This window comes from Microcoleus sp. OTE_8_concoct_300 (genome assembly GCF_031383065.1).
Lineage (GTDB): Bacteria > Cyanobacteriota > Cyanobacteriia > Cyanobacteriales > Microcoleaceae > Microcoleus.
Window position 1 is genome coordinate 1 of record NZ_JANMZH010000470.1, and the last position, 3281, is coordinate 3281.

Genomic DNA, 3281 nt, shown 5'->3' on the forward strand with positions numbered 1-3281 from the left:
AAATTGATAGAAACTCGCAAGGGATTTTTCTATTCTACCACTTTATCTGAGATTTAAACCTATGTTTTATTCTAGTTCAATTGAGTCGGAAATAAAGAAACTTTATAACTCTTTATCAGAAAAGGATAAAAGAAGGTATGCAGCGAGCGAGGCACAAAAATTGGGATGGGGTGGAATTAGCTATATAATGAAACTTTGCGGATGCAGTCGAAATACTATTATCCAGGGAATTAAAGATTTAGAAACAATGAATGAAACGACTATTAATAATTTAAGGGTCAGAAAAAAAGGAGGAGGAAGAAAAAGTATTTTAGCTACCAGGAGCGGTATTGATGAAGCCTTTTTAGAAGTCTTAAAGTTCCAGACAGCGGGAGACCCAATGAATGAGCTAATTAAATGGACTAATTTGACGCATAAAGAAATAGCTGTCGGACTGAAAAACGCCGGATTTTGTGTGAGTCTTCCTCTAGTAGGACAACTCCTAAAAAAACATGGGTATGTGAAGCGAAAAGCACAAAAAAAACAGACAACCGGAATTAATAAAAATCGTAATGCTCAATTTGAAAATATTGCTAGACTCGATACAAAGTATAGAGAAGCGGGTAATCCCATTATTAGTTTTGATACAAAAAAAAAGAAGTTTTAGGAAATTTGTATCGTCCGGGAACTCTCTATACAACCGAGCCTGTTACTACTTTAGATCATGATTTTTGGAGCTTAGGTCACGGAAAAGTAATTCCACATGGGATTTACGATGCTCAAGAAAATCGAGGATATATAACATTAGGCAACAGTAAAGATACAAGTGAATTTGCTTGTGAATCTCTGAAAAATTGGTGGAATAATTATGGAAAATTTATCTACCCTAATGCCACTTCAATTTTAGCAAAGTGTGATGGTGGAGGTAGTAACAATGCTAATCATTATATCTTTAAAGAAGATTTACAAAAGTTAGTTAATGAAATCGGAATTGAGATCAGAATTGCCCATTACCCTCCTTATACATCTAAATATAATCCCATCGAACATCGACTCTTTCCTCATGTTACTAGAGCTTGTCAAGGAGTAATTTTTACCAATATAGAATTAGTCAAATATCTGGTAGAAAAAACTCACACTAAAACCGGGCTATCTGTAGTTGCAACTGTGCTTGATAAAGTCTATAAAATTGGTCGAAAGGTAGCTGATAATTTTAAAAAAACTATGCAAATTACTTTTGATGAATACTTGCCAAAATGGAACTATAGAGCCGTACCTCAAACTTAGTAATTCATCAAGTTATTTATTTTTCAGTCCATTATCGGTTTGTTCGATGCCGCGATCGATCGCACTCTGAAAATCTTCTCCGGTTTGAACATCGGTTGTATTCGTCCAAACCGTCAAACTTTCTCGCCTCAGACTGTTGCGAATTTTCTCCATTGTTTCCCGATCGCGCTCGGAATAAGAGATAAACACCTGAGTCATCAAGTTATTGCCATTCTTGATGCTTTCAGTAATGTATTCGCAATGCAAGTCCGTCGGCACGCAAGGCGGCTGTTCCGAGTTAAAATGAATTTTTAACCAAGCTTCTGCTTGCTTTTTCTCGTCGCCAACTAACAGCCATCTATTTTGTTTTTGCTGCCGTTCCCAGTCTAAGGCTTTGACTAACAATTGCGTATGCTTTTCTACATAATCGGCGTGGCGGTTTAGTAATTCAAGTAATCCGGTGAAAGATTTATCGAAGTCATCAATTCCCTCGCGAAAATACACCCAGTTGATTTTGCGGATCGCCTGGTGCATATTGTTAAAATGCGAATGCAATCCTTTGGCTTTGTAGGCTTCCCACTCCTCGTCGGTTCCCTGGGGTTTTCTCTGCTGCCAAAGGTGTCGATCGATCTCTTCGACGTGCAGTAAGGGAATTATCCGTTTGTTGCGCCGAATAGCCAGTTCAATTTCCTTGGCGCAATAAGGCGAGTTGATCGAGTGCGGTGCGATGATAAATAAGAAGTTGTCCGCTTTCTCGATGCCGTCGTCTATTTGATTTTGAAAATCAACTCCCAGGGGAATATCGTTTTGGTCGAACCAAATATTCAACCCTTCTTCTCGCAGGCGATCGTATAACTTTCTGCCGAAACCTAGACTATCTGCTCGTCCGTAAGATATAAAAGCGTCAAAAATTGTTTTCATGAGGAAGGGATAGGTAAATGGGGAATAAGCTGTTGCGGCATTTAAATTCTCTGTCAAAAAAAATCAAAGTCTTGTGGGGTGTCCCGCCCGCAGAGAATATACAATTAAAATGCGCGACAGCTTAGGAAATCTGGAAATTTCCCTTAGGGAATTCAAACATTTTAGAGAGGGCGAATGGTAGACAGCAAAACCGCACCACCTCACGCGGATTGGATGGGACTCGAACAAGATCCGGGGCTGCTGAATCAAATTATGATTTTTCCTGTAGGTAATTCTAAGTGCTTACCCCGCCAGCGGTGAGGCAACCACGGGGGGATTGAGCCTACAAATTTCATACCCAATTCAGCAAGGCCGATTTACGATATCTTGACAATCTAGATATCGTGGATTGACTTTCCCTATCTCTATCATGGCTTGGGGCCACTGTCTCTGTCAGTCGGAAAAGTCGGATCGTAAAGTCGGAAAAGTCGGATCTTTGCCATGAGTACATAATTTATGGCGTTGCTGAATACAGGTATGAATTCAAGATTTCGGCATTGCTATAAGCCCGCTTGAGGGTGAGTTTTGTAATGGCAGCATCTCAATGAAAGCAGCCCAGCTATAAATTGGAGTTTTGAGGCAGGAGGCAGAAGGAAAGAGTCAATCGATTTTAGATTTTAGATTTTAGATTTTAGATTTTAGAGGCGACCCCACGGATAAATGCGGGGGCTTGAGGATTTTCGATTTTCGATTTTGGATTGATTCCACGGATAAATCACGTGGCGGGTACCACCTTTGAAATTCGCTTGTCAGAAGGAAGGAGCCAGAAGAAGTATTTTTCTAAATATGAGATGCTCCCTTTGTAACTTCCGATAAAAGTTGATTCATGCCATGAATCAGCAATGCCCAACATCTAAAATTCTAGGACTTACGCATTGACAAAAAACATTATCGGCGTTGCTGAATACAGGTATGAATTCAAGATTTCGGCATGGCTAAGTAGTCAAACAAAATTAATTACACAAACAACTAATATGATATAATAAAAATATTAAGTTGTGTTCAAAGAGGTTTTATATGTTTTTACTTCGAGATATCAATCCACTTTCCTTGAAATTGCTAAACCGAATTTATCG

2 protein-coding genes and 1 pseudogene are annotated in these 3281 nt (G+C 39.1%); 2 read left to right on the forward strand and 1 reads right to left on the reverse strand.

Annotated features, from left to right (window positions below):
• Positions 1–379: 379 nt before the first annotated feature.
• Positions 380–1266: pseudogene (locus ACUVJL_RS21195) on the forward strand (ISAzo13 family transposase).
• Between the two features lie 12 nt (positions 1267–1278).
• Here the strand turns inward: ACUVJL_RS21195 and ACUVJL_RS21200 are convergent.
• Entirely contained in the window at positions 1279–2223 is a 945-nt protein-coding gene (locus tag ACUVJL_RS21200) for a toll/interleukin-1 receptor domain-containing protein (RefSeq protein WP_445247639.1), read from the reverse strand.
• 117 nt (positions 2224–2340) lie between these two features.
• On the opposite strand from ACUVJL_RS21200, the gene ACUVJL_RS21205 reads away from it, so the two are divergent.
• Positions 2341–2466, forward strand: a complete 126-nt coding sequence (locus ACUVJL_RS21205; RefSeq protein ID WP_445247640.1) for a hypothetical protein — start codon at positions 2341–2343, stop codon at positions 2464–2466.
• The last annotated feature ends 815 nt before the right edge of the window (positions 2467–3281 follow it).

What these genes read in the sequence shown, in the direction of transcription:
- ACUVJL_RS21205 (WP_445247640.1), top strand. Translation starts at nt 2,341, where the DNA reads ATGGTAGACAGCAAAACCGCACCACCTCACGCGGATTGGATGGGACTC.